Genomic DNA, 17,997 nt, shown 5'->3' with positions numbered 1-17,997 from the left:
CGGCGCTGCGATGGGGGCGGATGGAAGCGGGAGAAGACTACGCCCGCGACATGCGGCGCGGGCGTTCGGGGGCTTCTCTTTTTTCTATTGAGGCCATGCGTCGGCCGGGGCTGTCAAGCATGGCCGCGTGAAGCCGGGACCGCCGCCGCCCTGCGACGGTCCCGTTCAGCCTGGACTTCAGCCAGCACCGGCGGCGCGCCGCACGTATTCCTGGTACGCCGGGATGGCGATGGCGAGCATGATTCCCACGTAGGCCACGACTGCCAGGCCGCCCAGGATCAGCAGCACCAGCGCGACGGCGCCGAGCCCGCGGCGCTGCCGTTCCGGATGGGCGGTGTATGCCCAGCGGTCGACCACCAGCGTGCTCGCGACCATGTCGTGCAGGCCACGCTTGCGCTGGGTGAAGCCCGCCATGAAGTAGCCGATGTAGAGCGTGAAGTAGCACAGCAGGTGCGAGGCCCAGCGGCCGAAGGCATGGCCGCGGCCCAGGCGCCGTCCGGCGTCGTCGCTGACCTTGATGCCCACCGCCATCTTGCCCAGCGTGGCCTGCGTGCCGGAGGACTCCATGCCGATGTAGTACAGCCCGCTGATGACCGGATAGAGCAGGTAGACCAGCGCGAGCAGGGCGACCATGCCGGTCGGCGGGGCGGACTCGGCGGAGAACAGCCCGGACATGCCCAGGCCGAACACGACCATCGCGATGACCAGCACCACGTAGTAGCCGATGCTCACGACCAGCGAGTCGATCATCAGCGCGGCCAGGCGCTTCCAGAAGCCGGCGTACACGACCTCGCCGGCTGCGGCCTGGTAGTCGTCCACTTCGTTGAGGCTGGCGCGCGGCGGCGCGTACGGCGAAGCGCGGTCGACCGCGTCGCCGGCCACCGCCGCGGGCGTCGCGAAGGCCGAGGGCGACACGACCGGCGGTGGTGCCACCTCGTCGAGACCGAGCGAATCGGAGAAACGGTCGAGCGGCTGCCAGTCGCGCGCGCCGACGTGCCAGGCGAGCGTGTCGCGTTGCACGCGGCCGTCGCGATAGGCCTCGCGCACGTCGTCGGCGGCCATCGGCCCGACGCGCCCCTGTCCCGGCAGGTGGTAGTACCAGTCCGTCATGTTGTCCCCTGATTGTCGAAGGCCGGCCCGTGCGGACCGGCCTGCATGCGCCTCCCCAGGCGCGTTACCTGCGTCCGGCGGCGCTCAGTGCACCGGCTCGGGTTCGTCCTCGAACATCTGCGTTTCCATCCAGGCATAGGCGGCTTCCGAGCCCGGCTGGTTGAACAGCACCATCAGCACGACCCACTTCAGGTCGTCCAGGTCGATCTCGTCCTGGTCCAGCGCCATCGCGCGGTCGAGCACGAGCTCGCGCTGGCCGGCGTCGAGCACGCCGTGCTGTTCCAGGAACAGCAGGAAACCACGGCATTCCACGTCGAGCTTGTCCAGCTCCGGCCCGAAGAACACGCGCACCGGCCCGTTCGCGCGCGGAGCCGCGGCGCTGGGCCGCTGCTGGGCCAGCGCGTCGAGCCATTCGAAGGCCTTGTTGATCTCGGCGGGACTGAAGCCGGCTTTGCCGAGTTCGTCGAAGAGGGGGCCGCTGCGGAGCGAATCGCGGTCGCGGACGAGGTCCGCATCGTCGGTGAAGTAATGCTCGAACAGGTACAGCAGGACGTCCAGGATGCTCTCTTTCATTTCCCTCGGCCTGCGCCGCACGCGGCGCGGTGGGCAGAACTTGCGGAAGGCCCGCCGCCGCGACCGGGATTCCCTGAACGGGAGCCGTCAGCGACTGCGGAAATACCGGCCGTGTTGCGAAAAAACACGGCCATCAAGCTCCATGAGCAGCAGCATGGAGGACACTGCCGCGGCCGTCAATCCGGTCCGCTGCACCAGCTGATCCATAGCGGTTGGGTCATGGCCCAGGGCGTTCCACAACTTCTGGTAGTCGGGGTCGTGAATCGTCTGACCGTCGCCGGCATCCGCCCCGGGCGCCTGAGGGGGCTGGATGGGGGCGCCGAGCTCCCGGCGCAAGTCCTGGGCGAGCGCGGAGATCTGCGGCGCCAGGGCGTCGATCGCATCCTGCGCCGAGACGACCAGGGTGGCGCCGTCGCGGATCAGCCGGTGGCAGCCGCGCGCGAGCGGGTTGTGGATCGACCCTGGCACGGCGAACACGTCGCGTCCGGCTTCGGCGGCCAGCCGGGCGGTGATCAGCGCCCCCGAGCGCTCGGCCGCCTCGATCACCACCGTCGCGACCGACAGCCCCGCCAGGATCCGGTTGCGTGCAGGGAAGTGGAACGGCACCGGTCGGGTGCCGGGGAGGTACTCGCTGACGATCGCGCCGGTCTCCGCGATGCGCGCGTGCAGGCCGGTGTTCGCGCGCGGGTAGGGCACGTCGGGGCCGGTGCCCAGGATCGCGACGGTGCGCCCGCCGACGTCGAGCGTCGCCTGGTGCGCGGCGGTGTCGATGCCGGCGGCCATGCCGCTCGCGACGACCAGTCCGGACGCCGCGAACGCGCGGGCGAAGTCGCGCGCGTTGTCGCGTCCGCCCGGCGTCGGGCCGCGACTGCCGACCACTGCGATCGACGGCCGCCATAACAACGCCGGGTCGCCCGCGACGAACAGCGCCAGCGGCGGGTTCGGCGACCTGCGCAGCAGCGGCGGGTAATCGGATTGATGCCAGCCGATGAGGCTGCAGCCGGGCGCCTGCAGCCACGCCAACGCCGCCGGCGTTGCGATGGCGGCCGAAAGCGCGGAGACGTGTTCGTCCGTCCACCCGGCGTCGCGCCAGCCGGCGGGACCGGCGGCGACCGCCTCCCGCGCGCCGCCGAACCGTTCGATCAGCGCACAGCGCGCGGCGGTGGAGCCGCCGGCGGCGATCAGACGCAACAGGGCGAGCGCTTCCGCGTGGTCGTCGGTATCGGGTGGGGGCGGGCCGGTCATGCGACCAGCATCGCCCGCAAACGACGACGGCGCCGTCAGGCGCCGTCGCGTGGTTCGATCAGGAAACTCCCGGACGCGATGTCAGTTCGTTGCGTCGGGATGCTTCAGACGATAGCCCAGGTGGGTCGGACGGATGCCGTCCATCACCAGCGCGTAGCTGACCTTGTCGAAGGTGCGGAACACCATGACGTGGCTGGCGAACTCGTCCGGCATCTTCACCTTCTCGCCGCGGCTGTGCGCGTCGGGGCTGCGGTCGATGCCCGCGCGGACGCGGTCGACCTCGATGCTGCCCTGGCGCCACACCGAGAACACGGTGCCGTTGTCCACGCCGTCCGCCGCGCCGACGGAGAGCGCGACCACGTCGCGCGTGCCGCCGCTGCTGACCATGTCGGCCACGGCGATGACGCGGGCCTTCTCCACCGCCGGCTCCTGCGCCGGGGCGTGCGGCATGAACTGCAGGTCGTAGGCCTGCGCCTCGACCGGGATCAGGCGGTCGCCGGCGCGTACTTCCTTGCCGTTGTCGTCGACCAGCACGGTGACGGCCTCGGCATCGCCGACGATGCCGCGGGTGACGGTGGCGGTGGCGACCTTGGCCAGCTCGTAGCCCAGGAACTCACCGCCGCCCGGCGGCAGCTGGTAGGCCCACAGGCTCTCGGTGCCCCAGTTGCGCTTGCCGCGGAAATCCAGCGTTTCGGCGCGACGACCCGACGGCTCGCAGCAGCGATCCGGATCCAGCGTCTGGAAGCGCTGGCTCGGGCGCACGACCATGTAGCGCTGGCCCGGCTCGGCACCATCCAGTCCCTTCACGTACACCAGCTGGTTGCCGGCGCTGCGCAGGCGATCCTCTTCCAGGCCGACGACATAGGGCAGGCTTTCGAATTCGTCCACCACGCGCAGGTCCTTCAGGAAGGACTCCACTTCCGACAGCGGGATGGCGTTGATCGGCGCTTCCTCGCGCGGGCCTTCCTGCACGGCGACGCGGTCGAGGTAGGCCAGCGACAGCACGTCGCCCGGGAAGATCAGGTGCGGGTTCTTGACCTGGGGATTGGCCTGCCAGATTTCGGGCCACAGCCACGGCTTCTTCAGGAAGCGCCCGGCGATGTCCCACAGGGTGTCGCCCTTCTTCACCACGTAGGTGTCCGGATGGCCGCCCGCGAGTTCCGCGGCGACGCCGTAGGTGGCGATCGTGAGCAGCGCAGCGGTCATCACCGTGCGCAACGGTTTAAGCATCAAGGCCATCTGGCAATTCCCCTTACCGCCCCTGAACGTACTGTTCCGGCCCCGCTGCCTCGGGCAGCTTCCCCAAAATACACGCCGTGAAGGCGGGGCACCGCGGCACTATAGCCCAGAAGAACCGCACGGTTGCAAGCGTCGGACCGCCATAACGGGGTTACAATCACGCTACTTCTTGCGGTTGTGACACACGCCCCCATTTCGACGCCATGGCCCTGCTTCCCATCCTCGAATTCCCCGATCCGCGCCTGCGCACCGTCGCCGCCAAGGTCGATCCCGCGCATATCGCCGACGCGCAGTTCCAGGCGCTGATCGACGACATGTTCGAGACCATGTACGAAGCGCCGGGCATCGGGCTGGCCGCCAGCCAGGTCGACGTGCACCAGCGTTTCATGGTCATCGACGTGAGCGAGGAGAAGGACCAGCCGATGGTCTTCATCAATCCGGAGATCGTCGCGCGCGATGGCGAGCAGGTGTACCAGGAAGGCTGCCTGTCGGTGCCGGGCATCTTCGCCGACGTCACCCGCGCCAACCGCATCACCGTGAAGTACCTCGACCGCACCGGCAAGGAATGCGAGCTGGACGTCGACGGCCTGCTGGCGGTGTGCATCCAGCACGAGATGGATCATCTGGCCGGCAAGCTGTTCGTCGATTACCTCTCGCCGCTCAAGCGCGAGATGGTGCGCAAGAAGCTCGCCAAGCAGCGCCGCCAGGCCGCGGCCTGAGCGATCGTCGCGCCGGCCGTCGCGCCGGCGCCACGCACGACACGAACGCGGGGCGACCCGCGTTCTTCGTTTTCCACGTGGCACGGCCACTTCGCAGGCACCGCACCGCGACCATGAGACTCGTTTTCGCCGGAACCCCCGATTTCGCCGTTCCCTGCCTGCGCGCCGCCGCGCAGAAGGGCGAAGTCGTCGCCGTCTACACGCAGCCAGATCGCCCCGCCGGCCGCGGTCGCGAACTCACGCCCTCGCCGGTGAAGCGCGAGGCGCTGCTGCGCGGCATCCCGGTGTTGCAGCCGGAGAACTTCAGGTCCGCCGCGTCGAAGGAGGCGCTGCGCGCGCTGCAGCCCGACCTGATGATCGTCGTCGCCTACGGCCTGATTCTGCCGCAGTCGGTGCTCGACATTCCCACGTACGGCTGCTGGAACGTGCACGCCTCGCTGCTGCCGCGCTGGCGCGGCGCGGCGCCGATCCAGCGCGCCATCGAAGCCGGCGACGCGCGCACCGGCGTGTGCCTGATGCAGATGGAAAAAGGCCTGGACACCGGCCCGGTGCTGCTCTCGCAGGCCATCGACATCGGCGAACAGGAAACCGGCGGGCAGCTGCACGACCGGCTGTCCGCGCTCGGTGCGCAGGTGCTGAGCGACGGCCTCGGGCTGCTGCGCGCCGACATCCATCCCGTTCCGCAGGTGCAGCCGGAAGACGGCGTCACCTACGCGCACAAGCTCGACAAGAGCGAGGCGCGGCTCGACTGGTCGCAGCCCGCGCATGCGCTGGCGAACAAGGTGCGCGCGTTCAATCCGTGGCCGATGGCCGAAGCCAGCGTCGCCGGCGAACGCCTGCGCCTGCACGGCGCGATCGCGCTGGACGAAGCGCATGGCGCCGAACCGGGCACGCTGCTGCGTGCCTCGCGCGACGGCCTGGATGTCGCCTGCGGTGCCGGCGTGCTGCGCATCCGCGTGCTCCAGCGCGAAGGCGGCAAGGCGATCACCGCCGCCGATTACCTCAACGGCCGCCGCGATCTGGTCGCCGACCGATGAAACCCGCCCCCCGCAAGCTGCCGCCCGGCGTGCAGACCCGCGTGATCGCCGCGCGCGTGCTCGACGCGGTGCTGCATCGCGGCCGTTCGCTCAAGGCCGAACTCGCGCAGGCGCTGCCGGCATTGCCCGATCCGCGCGACCGCGCGCTGGTGGAAGCGATCTGCTTCGCCGTGCTGCGCCAGCCCGCGCGCTTCGAAGCGGCGCTGTCGGCATGGATGAGCAAGCCACTGGGATACCGCGACGGCGAACTCAAGGCGCTGCTGTTCGCCGGGCTCGCGCAGCTGGATCCGCTGAAGTTGCCGGCGCACGCGGCGCTCGCGTCCACGGTCGATGCGGCGCGCGCGATCGGCCGCACGCACCAGGCCGGCATGGTCAACGCCCTGTTGCGACGCGCCCAGCGCGAAGGCATTGCGCAGATCGAGGCGCACGCGCACTGGCCGAAATGGCTTCGCGACCGCATCGCCGCCGACTGGCCGCAGGACGAAGCCGCGATCCTCGACGCCAGCGTCGCCGAGCCGCCGATGTGGCTGCGCGTCAACCGTCGTCGCACCACGCCCGCGCAGTACCTGCAACGCCTGCACGATGCCGGCATCGCCGCGCGGCTCGACGACGCCGCCGGCGATGCGGTGCGCCTCGACACGCCCGTCGCCGTCGCCGCATTGCCGGGCTTCGCCGAGGGCGAGGCGTCGGTGCAGGACGCTTCCGCGCAGCTGGTCGTCGACGCGCTCTCGCCCGCGGCCGGCGCGCGCGTGCTCGACGCCTGCGTCGCGCCCGGCGGCAAGGCCGCGCACGTGCTCGAACGCGATGCGACCGTGCGCCTGAGCGCCATCGACATCGACGCGCAGCGGCTCGATCGCGTGCGCGAGAACCTGTCGCGTCTGAAGCTCGGCGGCAGCATCCAGCTTGCCGCGGTCGATGCGGCGCAGACGGCGGCGTGGTGGGACGGGGTGCCGTTCGATGCGGTGCTGCTCGACGCGCCGTGTTCGGCGACGGGCATCGTGCGACGCCAACCGGACGTGCTGCAGCATCGGCGCGAGTCCGATCTCGATTCGCTCACCGCGACCCAGGCGCGCCTGCTCGATGCGCTGTGGACCACGGTCGCGCCCGGTGCCGTGCTGCTGTACGCGACGTGTTCGATCCTGAAGGCCGAGAACGAGGCGCAGGTCGAGGCGTTCCTCGCGCGCACCCCGGATGCCGTGGCCGAACCGCTGGACGAGCGCTTCGGCCGCGTCGCCGGTGCCGGGCGGCAGCGGCTACCGGGCGAGGGCGGGTTCGACGGCTTCTACTACGCGCGGCTGCGCAAGCGGCCGGCGTAACGAACGCGCGACACCCGGCGGCCTGGCGCACGGCCTGCGCCGCCCCGGATCGTTCCGACGTTACGACCACATCGCGCGGATAGAATCCGCGCATGCTGCCGACCACCGCCCGCTCCCGCGACACCTGGCTGTTCTGGATCATCGCCCTGCTGGTGCTCGGCGCCGGCCTGGGCCTGCGCGATCCGTGGCCGGCCGACGAGCCGCGCTTCACCCTCGTCGCCAGGCAGATGGTCGAAAGCGGCGACTGGCTGTTCCCGCATCGCGGGCACGAGCTGTATTCGGACAAGCCGCCGGTCTTCATGTGGTTGCAGGCGATCGCGTACACGATCTTCGGCAACTGGCGCGTGGCCTTCCTGCTGCCGTCGCTGCTCGCGGCGCTGGGCACGCTGTGGTGCGTGGTCGACCTGGGCTCGCGGTTGTGGACGCGTCGCGTCGGCATCTACGCCGGCTACGCGCTGCTGTTCGCGCTGCAGTTCACCTGGCAGTCGAAGAAGGCGCAGATCGATCCGCTGGTGGTGTTCTGGATCACGCTCGGCAATTACGGCCTGCTGCGCCACGTGCTGCAGGTCGCGCGCAACCGCGGGCCGGACTGGCCGATGTGGATGCTCGGCTGGGCCGCGGCGGCGATGGGCGTCATCAGCAAGGGCGTGGGCATCCTCGCGTTGCTGATGCTGGTTCCGGCGGGCATCGCCTCGCTGCGCGGCTGGAACGTGAAGGTGCACGTGCGAAATCCGAAGTTCTGGCTCGGTCCGCTCGCCTTCGTGCTCGCCGCATGCGTGTGGCTGGTGCCGATGCTGATCGCCGCCATGGGCAACGCGGGGCCGGAGTACCGCGCCTACGTCGACGACATCCTCGTGCGCCAGACCGCGAAGCGTTACGGCGCCTCGTGGGATCACGGCCAGCCGGCGTGGTACTTCCTCGAAGTGATGGCGACGATGTGGCTGCCGACGGTGCTCGCGCTACCGTGGGCTATCCCCGCGTGGCGCCGCCGCCTGCGCCGGCGCGATCCGCGTTACCTGCTGCCGCTGGCATGGTGGGTGCTGGTGATCGTGTTCTTCAGCATTCCGGCCGGCAAGCGCGACATGTACATCCTGCCCGCGCTGCCGATGATGGCGCTGGCGCTCGGCCCGCTGCTGCCGGGACTGATGCGCAAGCGCGGCGTGCGCCGCACCGCGTTCGGCTTCACCGTCGTGTTCGCGATCGCGCTGCTGCTGGGCGGGCTGGCGACGTGGTTCGGCGATCCGGGCTTCGAGCGGCGGTTCGTCGAGGAACGTGGGCTCCAGCTCGAATCCGCCGCTTTGGCGATGTGCATCACCGCGATCGGCGTGTGGGGCGTGCTGTGCCTGCTGTGGGCCGGCCGGCGCCGTCCGTTCGCGGGGATGATCGCGCTGCTGTCGGGGCTGTGGGTGGCGTTCGGCCTGATGATCGCGCCGCTGCTCAACGATTCCTCGTCGGCGCGCGGCCTGATGACGGAGGTCGGTCGCCGCATCGGCCCGGATGCGGAGCTGGGCCTGGTCGCGTGGCGCGAGCAGAACCTGCTGATGGCCGATCGCCGCGTCGCGGAATTCGGCTTCAAGGTGGATTTCGACGAGCAGATGCGGCGCGGCCTGGCATGGCAGCGCGAGGCGCCGGCGACGCGCTGGCTGCTGGTGCAGGACGTGGCGCTGGCGGCGTGCATCGACGCCTCGCTGACGCAGCATCTGGGGAATGCGAACCGTCGCGGGTGGACGCTGGTGCCGGGCGCTGCGACGGCAGGGTGCCGCTGACGAAGCGATCGCTCTTTAACCCGGGCAAGCGAAGCGCACCCGGGTTGGAGAGGGACCGCGCCCCGGGTGCGCTTCGCTTACCCGGGCTACAACGGCAACCGCTGACCGAAGCGGCGGGCGGCCCGATTACCGGAAATCAGCAGGGAACGTCACACCCCACGCACACCCTCGCGCAAATCCGGCAACGGCTCGCGCGCGAACTCCGCCAGATGCCGGTCCAGCCCCAGCGGACTGCGCACGCGCTTCGTCGCCTTCGTGTCGGCGAGCAGCGGGTCGTTCGGGCTCGCGCCCTCTTCGTGGCGTTCGCGGTGGTACAGGTGCGTGGCCAGGCCGCCGAAGCGCAGCATCCGCCGCATCAACCCATGGTGGAACGCGCGCACGGCCAAGTCCTTGTCCTCGCGGCCCCAGCCTTCGAAGCGTTCGTCGAAGCCGTTCAACGCGACCAGATCGTCGCGCCACCACGCCTGGCTGCAACCCTTGATCGAACTGGTCTTCTGGTTGCGCGTCACCCGCAGCGACAACGCCGCCAGCGCGGGAATGCGCAGCGTGTGCCGGCGCCGCGTCAGGCCGCGGTCGAAGAAACCCAGTTGCTGGACCTCGCGCGAGAGCAGGCGGTCGCGACCGGTTTCGTCGGTGAGCACGCGCATGCCCTGTACGAAGCTGCCGCGTTGCGCGGCACGCATCTGGTCTTCGACGAACTTCGGATGCGGCACCATGTCCCCGTCGAGGATCAGCACGTAGTCGCCTGTCGTCGCGGCGATGGCGCGATTGCGCGCGAGCGCGAGGCGGAAACCCTTGTCCTCGATCCAGCTGTGCCGCAGCGGCACGGGGTAGTCGCGCGCAAGGCGCTCGAGCATCGCGCGCGTGTCCTCGCGCGAGCCGTCGTCGGCGACGATCACCTCGTGCGGCAGCACGGTCTGGCGCGCCAGCGCTTCCAGCGCGAGTTCCAGCGCCTGCGGCCAGTTGTAGGTGGAGATGACGACGCTGACGCGTGGGTTCTTCGAGGTGTTCATGGCTTTGGATCGTTGATCGGACGGCCGTTCTGCAACAGCCACAACATGATGGTTTTCTGCCGCACGTAGTTGGCGCGAACGTAGGCGTAGACGAGACCGTGCCAGCCGTCGAGGAAACCGCCACGCAGCAGGTATCCGCGCCAGAAACGCCACGCCGGCGAGAGGATCAGCCTGCCCAGCGTCGCGCGCTTTCCGCGCGCGAAGTCGTGCTCGGCCATCATCCGCGCGTAGCGCTGCGTCTTCTGCAACTGCGCTTCGAGCGAGCGGTACGGATGATGGACGAGGTCGCCGGCGAGCGTGCGCACGGGTCCGTCGACGCTGGCCGCCTCATGCACCTCGCGCTTGCCGCGCCAGCCGCCGCGGCGGCGGTCGAACAGACGCAGCACGCGATCGGGATACGCGTTGCCGTGGCGCAGGAACTTGCCGAAGTACTCGCTCAGCCGCGCGAAACGGTATCCCGCCGCGCCTTCGAAACCGCGCGCGCGTTCGGCTTCGATCGCGGTGCGCAGTGCGTCGCCGACGCGTTCGTCCGCGTCCAGGCACAGCACCCAGTCGTGCGCGGCCTGTTCGACGGCGAACTGCTTCTGGCTGCGGAAACCATCGAACGGACGCTGGATCACGCGTGCGCCCAGCTCCGCGGCGATCCGTGCGGTGGCGTCGGTGGAATGCGAATCGACCACCACCACCTCGTCGCAGAAGGCGAGCGAGGCGATGCAGTCGGCGATGCGGTCGGCTTCGTTGAACGCGATAATGCAGGCCGACAGGGGCGTGCCGCCGCCCGCGCGTGGCGCGGTCGCCGGTGAGCCCTGCAGCGATGGATCCGAGGAAGCGTTGATGGCCGACACCCTGTTGTTCGCGAGCGAGCGGTACGCGCTGCCCATCCTGCAACCGCTGGCGCAGGCGCTGCAAGCCGCGGGATACGGCGTTCACGCCTGGTTCGTCGACGGCGCCGCGGGAGCCGCGCTGCCGTCGCCGGTGCGCATGATAGGCCTGCGCGAGGCGGTCGCGCTGGAACCGGTCGCCGTGTTCAGCGCGGCGAACTGGGTGCCCACCTTCGTTTCCGGTGCGAAGGTCCAGCTCTTCCACGGCTTCAACGTGGAGAAGCGCTCCGACGAACGCGGGCATTTCCGCGTGCGCGGGCTGTTCGACCTGTACTGCACGCAGGGCCCGGCCACGACCGCGCCGTTCCAGGCCCTGGCCGCGCAGGCCGGCCATTTCGCCGTGGTCGAAACTGGCTGGCCCAAGCTCGATCCGCTGTTCCGCGACGACGCGGGCGCCGCCGCGGCGATGCGCGCGCCCGCCGGCGACCGGCCCGTGGTGATGTTCGCCTCGACCTTCACCGAACGCCTGAGCGCCGCGCCGCACCTGTTCGACGCCATCGCCGCGGAGGTCGCGCGTGGCGATCGCTACTGGCTGCTCACGCTGCATCCCAAGTGCGCGCCGGAGCTGTTCGAGCGTTACCGCGCGCTGGCCGGCCCGAACGCCGCGTTCTTCGAGACCGAACAGCTCGTCACCGCGCAGCGCGCCGCCGACGTGCTGCTGGCCGATACGACCTCCGTCGTGTCCGAGTTCGTCGTTCAGCGCAAGCCGGTGGTGACGTTCCGCAACCGCACGCCGAAGCCGCACATGCTGGATTTCGACGATGCGGCGCGATTGCCGGAGATGCTCGCGCGCGCGCTCGCGCCGGACGATGCCCTGAAGACCGCGTTGGCGGCGTATGGCGATGCGATCCATCCGTATCGCGACGGGCATTCGTCCGAGCGCGTGATCGCGGCGACGCAATCGCTGCTGCGCGGCGATCTGGGCCGGCTGCGTCGCAAGCCGCTGTCGTCGTGGTTGCGCGGATGGCAGATCCGTCGCGAACTGGGCTACTGGGGCCCGGCTGGCTGAGGCGTCACCAGCGCAACGGCCGTCGCGCCAACGTGCGCGAGAGCGACGCGTAGAGCGCCAGCGCTTCATCGTATGGCAGGAAACGCACGCGCAGCGGCGGCGAGAGCGCGCCGCTACCGGCGGTGTCCAGGTGCAGCGTCGCGGTGCCGCAGCGGCGATCCAGCGGCGAGCGCGTGAGTTGCAGCGCCTGCAGCTTGTCGAGTTCGGCGAAACGCCAGTGGCGCGTCCACCAGCCTTCGCGCACGGCGATCAGTTCCGGATTCGCCGCGTACGCCATGCGATGCGCGCGCCGATGTGCGACGAACGCCGCCCACGGCAGCCACGCCAGCACGAGCAGGCCCCACGCGCCGAAACGCCAGCTCGCGGCGATGGCGACGGCGGCGACGACCGGCAGCGTCGGCAGCACCAGCCGCCACCAGTTCGATGCCGGCAACGCGCGCCAGTCGAGCTGCGTCCAGCCGGCGCGCGGCAGCAGGTGTTCGATCAGCGCATCGCACGCGGCGGGCGTGGCGATCGGCGCGAGCTCGCGCAGGGCGCGCTGTTGCTGCTGCTCCTCGGCGACGGCGGTGTCGACGTCGAGGCTGCGGCGCTTGAGCAGGCGATGCAGCGTGCCTTCGCGCAGGGTCCACGCCTGGATGCGGCGGCGCGACGCACTGGTGCGCCATCGCGCCAGCAGGCCGCGTTCGACGGTGAGGCGGCGGCCGATCTCGCTCAGCCGGAAACCGTGGTACTGCAACAGCGCCAACAGGATCGAGAACGCGCGCAGCAGCGCGATGGCGAACACGACCACGGCGAGCGCGGACACGACGTACTGCATCGGGCCGAAATGGTGTTCGCCGGCGAAGCCGAACAGCCATTCGCCGACCGTGCGGAACACGTCGAGCACCGCGCGCTGGCTGATCTGCACGACCGCCGCGAACGCCGCGCCCACGACGATCAACCCGCGGTTCGATACCAGCCCCAGGCGGATCACTTCGCCCAGCGGCATCGCGAGCAGCGTGGCGGCTTCGGGCTCGCCCGCGACCGCCGCCGCCGCGCCGCGATGGCGCACCAGCGCTTCCAGCGCCAGCGCGTCATGGAGCTTGAGCACGCGCATCTGCGCTTCGGGCTTGCTGCCGCCCGCCGATTCCAGCCGCACCTCGGCCACGCCGAACACGCGGTGCAGCGCCGACTGTTGCAGCGCGACGTTGTGGATGCGCGCGAACGGGATCACGCGCAGGCTGCGTTCGAACAGGCCGCTGCGGATCACCAGCCGATCGCCCGCCACGCCGTAGCGATAGGTGAAGTACTGCCACAGCGAGAGCACGACCAGCACGGCGACGCCGATCAGCGGCCACAGCTCGTTGCGGTCGCCACGCCCGGCGAACACCAGCACGAGCAGCGGCAGGATGAACTGCTTCAGCTGCTGCAGCAGCACGAACAGCCACGACATCGGATGCAGTCGGCGTTCGGCGAGCGCGGGGACTTCCGGCGTGGTCTCGACGCCGCCGGGCTCAGGCGTCGTCATCGGCGTCGATCTGGCGCGCGAGCAGGTCGCGCAGGCGTTCGGCGTCGTCGGCGTCCAGGTGCGGCACGCTCACCGAACTGTGCCGCGTGCCGGCGGTGTGCACGATCAGTGTGGCCAGGTTCCGCTGGCGCTGCAGCGGTCCGCGCTTGATGTCCAGGTGCTGCACGCGCGTGGCGGGCACGCGCGTTTCGCGCTGCCATAGACGGCCGCGGCGAACCGCCAGGCCGTCTTCGTCGAGGCGCCAGAAGGTGTGGCGATGGTGCTTGAGGCCGATCCATGCGCCGAGCGCCGCGCCGGCCAGTCCGAGCACGGGTGGCGCGAACCACAGTCCCGATACCCCCGCGAGCACGAAGCCGCCGACCAGCCCCGGCATCGCCAGCGGCAGCATCGGCGTGAGCATGCTGGGCAGGCGCGCGCGGTCGGGCAGGGCGTGCCAGTCGGCGGGTTGGATCGCGGCGGCGGTCTCGTCGTGGTCGGCCATGGTGTCGTTCCGTCCTCGTTCGCGACGGCGCGCCGTCAGCGGTTCCAGTACGGGTTCTCTTCCCCCGAACCCGGCGGCCTGAGCGTATAGCGTTTGTAGGTCCACTGGTATTGCGCCGGATCGCGCCGGGCGATCGCTTCGACCGCCGCGTTGAGCGCGGCCACGGCGACCTTCGGATCCGGATCGGACATCGCCGTTGGCGCCGGCTGGAGATGCAGCGCGAAGCCGGGGTGATCGGCGTGCGTGTCGATGCGTTCGCACCACGCGAACAGCACGGTCGCACCGGTGCGCGAGGCGAGCCGGCCGATCAGCGTCATCGTCAGCGCCTGCACGCCGAAGAACGGGGCGAATTCGCCGTCGCCGGCCTTGGGCTGCTGGTCCGGCAGGATGCCGACCACGCCACCGTCGTTGAGGCGCTTGAACAGCTGGCGGATCGCCGGGCCTTCGGCGCGGACCTGGGTGACGCGCTCCTCATCGCCCCTCTCGTGGTCGGCGCGCACGAGGTTGAGGAAGTGCTCGACCACCGCAGATTCCGGCGGGCGATACAGGATCGCCAGCGGCGTACGCCATGCCAGCCACTGGTTCAGCAGTTCCCAGTTCCCGTGGTGGGGCGCAGCGATGATCACGCCACGGCCGGCGGCGATCGCCTCGTCCATCAGCGCGGTGCCGTGCTGCTCGCGCAGCAGGCGGAGGTTTTCCGGATGCGGCCGGGTCCACAGGCGGATGGTTTCCAGCACCTGGCGCGCGGTGGTGCGCAGGATCGCCGCGTGCAGCGTCGCGCGCTCGGCGGGGAGCAGGTCGGGGTAGGCGAGTTCAAGGTTGATCCGCGCGACGCGGCTCTCGCGCACGTCGCGCCAGCGCCACAACGCCGCCAGCGCATCGCCCAGGCGCAGCAGCACCGGCCAGGGCAGGCGACCGATCAGGGAAGCGACGAAGTACAGCAGGCGTGCGGCGAAGCGGGTCATCCATTCAGTCTAACGGCGCCTTCGCCTTCGCCGGCGCCGGTTGACCGGTCGCGTCGGGGCCGACAGCATCGGCGCTCCCTCCGTCATTCCCGGGACGCCATGCTCGCCCTGATCCAGCGCGTGACCGAAGCCAGCGTCCGGGTGGACGACGAGGTGGTGGGGGCGATCGGACCGGGGCTGCTCGCCCTGGTGGGTGTCGAACCCGGCGACGGCGAGGTGCAGATCGCGCGGATGGCCGACCGGCTGCTCGGATACCGTGTATTCGCCGACGAGGGAGGCCGAATGAACCTGGGCCTGGCCCAGACCGGCGGCGGCCTGCTGCTGGTCAGCCAGTTCACCCTGGCCGCGGACACCCGCAGCGGCATGCGTCCGGGCTTCAGCACGGCCGCCGCGCCGGAGGTCGCTGAACCGCTGTTCAGCAGGCTGGTCGGGATCTGCAGGCAAAAACACGCCGGGGGGGTGGAAACGGGGCGGTTCGGTGCCCATATGGTGATCAGCCTGGTCAACGACGGCCCGGTCACCTTCCTCCTGCGGTCCTGAAGGCCAATCCGACCGGTCCGGCCTGATATACTGGAACGTTCCCCATCCCTTCCCATCAGCGCGGTGGCGCAACCCATGGCCAACGAACGTCAGCCCCCCTCCTCCGACATCAAGCAGTTGATCAGCAAGGGCCTGGAGCAGGGCTACCTGACCTACGCCGAAGTCAACGACCACCTGCCCGACGACCTCGTCGACGCCGAGCAGATCGAAGACATCATCGGCATGATCAACGGCATGGGCATCGAGGTCCACGAAGTGGCCCCCGACGCCGAAACGCTGCTGCTCGCCGACGGCGGCACGGGCAACCGTGAAGTCGACGACACCGCCGCCGAAGAAGCCGCCGCCGCGCTGACCGCGCTCGACGGCGAAGGCGGTCGCACGACCGACCCGGTGCGCATGTACATGCGCGAGATGGGCACGGTCGAACTGCTCACCCGCGAGGGCGAGATCGCCATCGCCAAGCGCATCGAGGAAGGCCTCGGCCAGGTGCAGGCCTCGCTGGGCGTGTTCCCGGCGACGATCGCGTCGATCCTCGAGGACTACGAACAGCACAAGGCCGGCAAGAAGCGCCTGGCCGAGATCATCGTCGGCTTCAACGACCATCTGGACGAAACGCCCGAGCCGCCGGCACCGGTGGTCGCCGAAGCCGTGGACAGCGACGCCGAGGCCGACGAGGACGAGGACGACGTCGCCGACGGCGACACCGAGGAAGTGGCGACCGGTCCGGATCCGGTCGAAGTCGCCGCGCGCATGGAATCCCTGGCCGACAACTACCAGAAGTTCCTCAAGGCCTACGCCAAGCACGGCCCGGCGCACAAGTCGGTGCTGAAGCTGCGCGAGGACATGGCCGCGGTGTTCGTCACCTTCAAGCTGCCGCTGCCGCTGACCGACGTGCTGGTCAGGAACATGCGCGAGGTCGTCAACGGCATCAAGGACCACGAGCGCCGCATCCTCGACCTGTCCACGCGCGTCGCCAAGATGCCGCGCAAGGACTTCATCCGCGCCTGGGAAGGCAACCAGACCAACCTGGAATGGGTGGACGAGCTGCTCAAGCGCAAGCAGAAGTGGTCGTCGGGCCTGCGCGAGGTGAAGGACCAGATCATCGCCGAGCAGCAGGCGACGATGGAGATCGAGAAGGCCTCCTACCTGACCCTGGCCGACATCAAGGACATCTCCCGCCAGATGGCCTACGGCGAGGCGAAGGCGCGCAAGGCGAAGAAGGAGATGGTCGAGGCGAACCTGCGCCTGGTGATCTCCATCGCCAAGAAGTACACCAACCGCGGCCTGCAGTTCCTCGACCTGATCCAGGAAGGCAACATCGGCCTGATGAAGGCGGTGGACAAGTTCGAGTTCCGTCGCGGCTTCAAGTTCTCGACCTACGCCACGTGGTGGATCCGCCAGGCCATCACGCGTTCGATCGCCGACCAGGCGCGCACCATCCGTATCCCGGTGCACATGATCGAGACGATCAACAAGCTCAACCGCATCAGCCGCCAGATGCTGCAGCAGTACGGCCGCGAAGCGACTCCGGAAGAGCTGGCGAAGGAAATGGACATGCCGGAGGACAAGATCCGGAAGGTCATGAAGATCGCCAAGGAACCGATCTCGATGGAAACTCCGATCGGCGACGACGAGGATTCCCATCTGGGCGATTTCATCGAGGACACGAACATCGAGTCCCCGGTCGAGGCGACCACCAACATCAACCTGACCGAGACCGTGCGCGATGTCCTCGCAGGCCTCACGCCGCGCGAAGCCAAGGTGCTGCGCATGCGCTTCGGCATCGACATGAACACCGACCACACGCTGGAAGAGGTCGGCAAGCAGTTCGACGTCACGCGCGAGCGCATCCGCCAGATCGAGGCCAAGGCGCTGCGCAAGCTGCGTCACCCGAGCCGTTCGGAACAGCTGCGTTCGTTCCTCGACATCGACTGACGCGGCAACACCGCCGATGTGTCACCACGAAGCCCCGCTCAGCGGGGCTTCGTCGTTTTCGATGCGCGCTTTCCCGCGCCGCCAGGCCAGCAGATAGGACAGGGTCCGGTGCCGCGGTACTTGTGACCGCGGCTGCAGGTCTTCCAGCCATTGTTCGTGGAAGGCGTGGTCGACTTCGCGTTCATGGCGACCTCCGCGGGGCGGTCGGCCCGGCCCGCTGCGTTACGGCTTGTCGGTGTTGTAGAAAAACTGTTCGTGCGTGATCTTGCCGTCGCGCACCTGGTACACCGCGATCTCCTTCATCGCCACGCGGCCCATGTCCTTGTAGGTCGCGTCCAGTCCCATCGCGACACTGAACCAGCCATCGGCGATGACCGGGTCGCTCACGCTGCCGCCGTGCACCTCGACGAGGTTGTCGGCCCACTGCTTGCCCTTCTCGCGGATCGCCGCCATACCGCGCGCGATCGATTCCGCGTCCTGGCCGGTGCCTTCGATGCTGACGGCATCCTCGGCGTACAGCTCCTGCTGCGCCTGGTCGTACTGGCCGGTGCGGCAGAGTTCGACGAGGCGGTTGGCGACTGCGGCGATGTCGTTGGTCTTCGTGTCCATGCGAGGTTCCTTCGGTTGGGACGCCCAGCATGGGCGGGAGAGACTGACAGCG

17 protein-coding genes are annotated in these 17,997 nt (G+C 69.6%); 7 read left to right on the top strand and 10 right to left on the bottom strand.

Translation table 11 applies throughout. The annotated features are described in order from the left end of the window. Positions 1–177 precede the first annotated feature (177 nt). The 4 genes from I4U41_RS17660 to I4U41_RS17645 form a co-directional block, all read right to left on the bottom strand. Positions 178–1,110: an RDD family protein gene (locus I4U41_RS17660; RefSeq protein WP_206862493.1), complete on the bottom strand. Its 933-nt coding sequence runs from the start codon at positions 1,108–1,110 to the stop codon at positions 178–180. A gap of 84 nt (positions 1,111–1,194) precedes the next feature. Continuing rightward, the gene (locus I4U41_RS17655) at positions 1,195–1,683 is read right to left on the bottom strand and encodes a DUF494 family protein (protein ID WP_206862492.1); all 489 of its coding nucleotides are present in this window, start codon (positions 1,681–1,683) and stop codon (positions 1,195–1,197) included. 87 nt (positions 1,684–1,770) lie between these two features. Further along, positions 1,771–2,928, bottom strand: a complete 1,158-nt coding sequence (dprA, locus tag I4U41_RS17650) for a DNA-processing protein DprA (protein WP_206862491.1) — start codon at positions 2,926–2,928, stop codon at positions 1,771–1,773. Between the two features lie 81 nt (positions 2,929–3,009). Further along, on the bottom strand, positions 3,010–4,158 hold the full coding sequence (locus tag I4U41_RS17645) for a LysM peptidoglycan-binding domain-containing protein (protein ID WP_206862593.1): 1,149 nt from the start codon (positions 4,156–4,158) through the stop codon (positions 3,010–3,012). Between the two features lie 212 nt (positions 4,159–4,370). Here I4U41_RS17645 and def point away from each other — a divergent pair, with 212 nt between their 5' ends. From def to I4U41_RS17625, 4 genes are all read left to right on the top strand, one after another. Further along, positions 4,371–4,886, top strand: coding sequence for a peptide deformylase (gene def, locus I4U41_RS17640; RefSeq protein WP_206862490.1), 516 nt, complete (start codon positions 4,371–4,373; stop codon positions 4,884–4,886). Between the two features lie 113 nt (positions 4,887–4,999). After that, entirely contained in the window at positions 5,000–5,923 is a 924-nt protein-coding gene (fmt, locus tag I4U41_RS17635) for a methionyl-tRNA formyltransferase (protein ID WP_206862489.1), read from the top strand. Beyond that, positions 5,920–7,239 carry a 16S rRNA (cytosine(967)-C(5))-methyltransferase RsmB gene (gene rsmB / locus I4U41_RS17630; RefSeq protein ID WP_206862488.1) on the top strand — a complete coding sequence of 440 codons (1,320 nt, stop codon included), beginning with the start codon at positions 5,920–5,922 and terminating at the stop codon, positions 7,237–7,239. The genes fmt and rsmB overlap by 4 nt, the downstream gene beginning before the upstream one ends. Positions 7,240–7,331: 92 nt before the next feature. Beyond that, positions 7,332–9,005, top strand: coding sequence for a glycosyltransferase family 39 protein (locus I4U41_RS17625; protein ID WP_206862487.1), 1,674 nt, complete (start codon positions 7,332–7,334; stop codon positions 9,003–9,005). Between the two features lie 149 nt (positions 9,006–9,154). On the opposite strand, the gene I4U41_RS17620 is transcribed toward I4U41_RS17625, so the two are convergent. Further along, positions 9,155–10,018 carry a glycosyltransferase family 2 protein gene (locus I4U41_RS17620; protein ID WP_206862486.1) on the bottom strand — a complete coding sequence of 288 codons (864 nt, stop codon included), beginning with the start codon at positions 10,016–10,018 and terminating at the stop codon, positions 9,155–9,157. Further along, on the bottom strand, positions 10,015–10,782 hold the full coding sequence (locus I4U41_RS17615; protein ID WP_242525356.1) for a glycosyltransferase family 2 protein: 768 nt from the start codon (positions 10,780–10,782) through the stop codon (positions 10,015–10,017). The genes I4U41_RS17620 and I4U41_RS17615 overlap by 4 nt, the downstream gene beginning before the upstream one ends. Positions 10,783–10,849: 67 nt before the next feature. Here I4U41_RS17615 and I4U41_RS17610 point away from each other — a divergent pair, with 67 nt between their 5' ends. Further along, positions 10,850–11,908 carry a CDP-glycerol glycerophosphotransferase family protein gene (locus tag I4U41_RS17610; protein WP_206862484.1) on the top strand — a complete coding sequence of 353 codons (1,059 nt, stop codon included), beginning with the start codon at positions 10,850–10,852 and terminating at the stop codon, positions 11,906–11,908. 4 nt (positions 11,909–11,912) lie between these two features. Here I4U41_RS17610 and I4U41_RS17605 read toward each other — a convergent pair whose 3' ends face one another. The 3 genes from I4U41_RS17605 to I4U41_RS17595 are packed head-to-tail and all read right to left on the bottom strand — an operon-like array spanning position 11,913 to position 14,861. Next, positions 11,913–13,415, bottom strand: a complete 1,503-nt coding sequence (locus tag I4U41_RS17605) for a PH domain-containing protein (RefSeq protein ID WP_206862483.1) — start codon at positions 13,413–13,415, stop codon at positions 11,913–11,915. After that, positions 13,402–13,896 (bottom strand): PH domain-containing protein, encoded by a 495-nt coding sequence (locus I4U41_RS17600; RefSeq protein WP_242525344.1) that lies wholly within the window; start codon positions 13,894–13,896, stop codon positions 13,402–13,404. The genes I4U41_RS17605 and I4U41_RS17600 overlap by 14 nt, the downstream gene beginning before the upstream one ends. Before the next feature lie 35 nt (positions 13,897–13,931). Next, on the bottom strand, positions 13,932–14,861 hold the full coding sequence (locus I4U41_RS17595) for a lauroyl acyltransferase (RefSeq protein ID WP_206862482.1): 930 nt from the start codon (positions 14,859–14,861) through the stop codon (positions 13,932–13,934). Between the two features lie 99 nt (positions 14,862–14,960). Here I4U41_RS17595 and dtd point away from each other — a divergent pair, with 99 nt between their 5' ends. After that, positions 14,961–15,401 (top strand): D-aminoacyl-tRNA deacylase, encoded by a 441-nt coding sequence (dtd, locus tag I4U41_RS17590; RefSeq protein WP_206862481.1) that lies wholly within the window; start codon positions 14,961–14,963, stop codon positions 15,399–15,401. 75 nt (positions 15,402–15,476) lie between these two features. Further along, on the top strand, positions 15,477–17,336 hold the full coding sequence (rpoD, locus tag I4U41_RS17585; RefSeq protein WP_206862480.1) for an RNA polymerase sigma factor RpoD: 1,860 nt from the start codon (positions 15,477–15,479) through the stop codon (positions 17,334–17,336). Positions 17,337–17,558: 222 nt separating this feature from the next. Here rpoD and I4U41_RS17580 read toward each other — a convergent pair whose 3' ends face one another. Further along, a complete protein-coding gene (locus I4U41_RS17580; protein WP_206862479.1) occupies positions 17,559–17,945 on the bottom strand; it encodes a nuclear transport factor 2 family protein in 387 nt (128 codons plus the stop codon). Positions 17,946–17,997: the final 52 nt, after the last annotated feature.

It is taken from the genome of Lysobacter changpingensis (assembly GCF_017308985.1).
Lineage (GTDB): Bacteria > Pseudomonadota > Gammaproteobacteria > Xanthomonadales > Xanthomonadaceae > Lysobacter_J > Lysobacter_J changpingensis.
Note: the sequence above shows the minus strand (reverse complement) of the source record. Positions and strands in the feature narration are given on the sequence as shown.